Raw genomic sequence first — 2484 nt, forward strand, 5'->3', positions numbered from 1 at the left:
GAATTGAAGAGGTATTTGAATCAGGCAGTTGAATCAGGCCGTGGCTTCGCTGGCGACCCTGCCCGAATGCTGGCCGGCCTGCTGCATCAGCTCGGGCACGTCCAGGATCAGCGCCACGTCGCCGCTGCCCAGGATGGACGAGCCGCTGATGCCCTGCACCTGCGCGAACATGCGCGAGAGCGGCTTGATCACGGTCTGGGCTTCGCCCATCAGCGCGTCCACCACCAGGCCGAACTTCTGGCCGGCATGCTTGACGACGACGATGTTCTGCCGCGCCGACGGCTCGCCCGGCACGTCGAACAGCGTGCGCAGCCGGATGAAGGGCAGCACCTGGCCGCGCAGGTCGGTGTAGTTGTGGCCGGCCTCGGCGCTGAATTCGATGCACTCGTCGACCATGTCCAGCGGCACCACGAAGACCGACTTGCCCACCCCCACCTGGAAGCCGTTGATGATGGCCAGCGTCAGCGGCAGGCGGACGGTCACGGTGGTGCCCTGGCCGGGCAGACTGTGGATGGCCACGCTGCCACGCAGCGCGGTGATGTTGCGCTTGACCACGTCCATGCCGACGCCGCGGCCCGACAGGTTGGTGATCGCCTCGGCGGTCGAGAAGCCGGGCTCGAAGATCAGGTTGTAGATCTCGGCGTCGCTCATGGTCTTGCCGGCTTCCACCAGGCCGCGCTCGATGGCCTTGGCCAGGATGCGGTCGCGGTTCAGGCCGCCCCCGTCGTCGCTGACCTGGATCACGATGCTGCCGGACTCGTGGTACGCGTTGAGCGCCACCGTGCCCTGCGCCGGCTTGCCGCGCTGCGCGCGCAGCTCGGGGCCGTCGATGCCGTGGTCCATCGCGTTGCGCACCAAATGCATCAGCGGGTCGCCGATCTTCTCGACGACGGTCTTGTCCAGCTCGGTGTCTTCGCCCGACACGCTCAGCTCGATGTCCTTGCCCAGCTCGCGGGCCACGTCGTGCACCACGCGCTTGAACTTGCCGAAGGTGGCGCCGATCTTGACCATGCGCAGCTGCAGCGCGCTGTCGCGCACTTCCTCCACCAGGTCCGACAGCGTGGAGTTGCATTCCTGCAGCTCGACGTTGCGGGTGCGCCTGGCGATGAGGTTGGCGCCTGCGGTGGCGATCACCAGTTCGCCCACCAGGTTGATCAGCCGGTCGAGCTTGTCGGCATCGACCCGCACCGACTGGCTTTCCTGGGCCTTGTTGTCCTTGACCTGCTTTTGCTTGGCCAGTGCGGCCTCGACGACCTGCGGCGCGACCTTGCCCTGTCCGGCCAGGATGCTGCCCAGCAGCTGCGGCGAGTCGCCCTGGCGCTGGGCGCTCAGTGCGTTGTCCAGCTCGTGCGCGGTGACGCTGCCGCAGCGCACCAGGATCTCGCCCAGCCGGCTGGGTTCTTCCGGCAGCTTGCCGATCAGCTCGATGTATTCGGCCACGCGGCTGTGCGGCGCGAGGATGCGCAGCTGGCAGTCGTCGATGACAAACTCGAAGGCGCCTTCGATGGTGGCCTTGTCGCAGTCGCTCTTGAAGGCGATCTCGAAGCCCAGCGAGCAGCTTTCGGGGTCGATGGCGTCCAGCGCGGGCACGGCGTCGTGCAGCGTGACGATGTGTTCGATGCTGCCCAGCGTGGCCAGGTAGCGGATGAAGGACAGCGGGTCCATGCCGTTCTTCAGCACGTCCGGGCCGAAGCGCAGCGAGATGTGCCAGTGCTCGGCGCCCTGGCCGGGGGCGGCCAGGCGGGCAAAGCCGTCGTCGGTGGCGGCCGGCGCGGCCACCAGGGGGGCCACCAGAGCGGCACCCTGGGCGGGGGCCGGCGCAGCGGCGCCGCCGCCGCTGCCCATCTGGGCATGCAGCCGGGCCAGCAGCGCGGCGCCGGCCTGTTGCTCGTCGGCGCTCAGCGGGCGCTGGCCGGCGTCCACTGCGTCCAGCAGGGTGCCGATGTGGTCGCCGCAGGCCAGCAGCAGCTGGATCAGCGGGTCGCTGAGTTTCACGCTGCCGTCGCGCACATGGTCCAGCAGGCTCTCAGCCACGTGGGTGAAGGCCACCACGCCGTCCAGGCCGAACAGGCCGGCCGAGCCCTTGATGGTGTGGGCCGCGCGGAAGATCGCGCCGATGCTTTCGCCGGGATCTTCCTCGTCGGCCACGCGCAGCAGCGCGGCCTCCATGTCTTCGAGCAGTTCACGGCCTTCGACGAGGAAGGTCTGCAGGGCCTGGTCCATGTTCATTTTGGTTCTCCGCCAGTAGGGGTGCCGCTCAGTGCGCGGCAGCAGGCATCACAAGCGGGTCACCGAAGTGCGCCGCCAGGTCCAGGATCTCGAACACTTCCAGCACCGCCGGGCTGTGGCCGACCAGGCGCAGGCTGCGCTGCGTGGCCTGGGCGCTTTTCTTCGCGGCCATCAGCAGCTGCACGCCGGCGCTGTCCATTTCGGTCACGCCTGCGAGGTTGATCTCCAGCGCCGCGGCCGAGGCTTGCGCGGCCT

General features: G+C 68.6%; 2 protein-coding genes. Both read right to left on the reverse strand.

The features are described 5' to 3' along the window. Window positions 1–33: 33 nt before the first annotated feature. On the reverse strand, window positions 34–2229 hold the full coding sequence (locus AC3WR5_RS33360) for a chemotaxis protein CheA (RefSeq protein WP_492490092.1): 2196 nt from the start codon (window positions 2227–2229) through the stop codon (window positions 34–36). 28 nt (window positions 2230–2257) lie between these two features. Next, a partial coding sequence (locus AC3WR5_RS33365) for an STAS domain-containing protein (RefSeq protein ID WP_492490093.1) occupies window positions 2258–2484 on the reverse strand: 227 nt, incomplete at its 5' end.

The sequence above is a fragment of the Ideonella sp. FW305-24 genome (assembly GCF_058788035.1).

Bases quoted from the DNA above. Each gene is read 5' to 3' on its own strand.
- AC3WR5_RS33360 (WP_492490092.1), bottom strand. From the start codon at position 2,229: ATGAACATGGACCAGGCCCTGCAGACCTTCCTCGTCGAAGGCCGTGAA.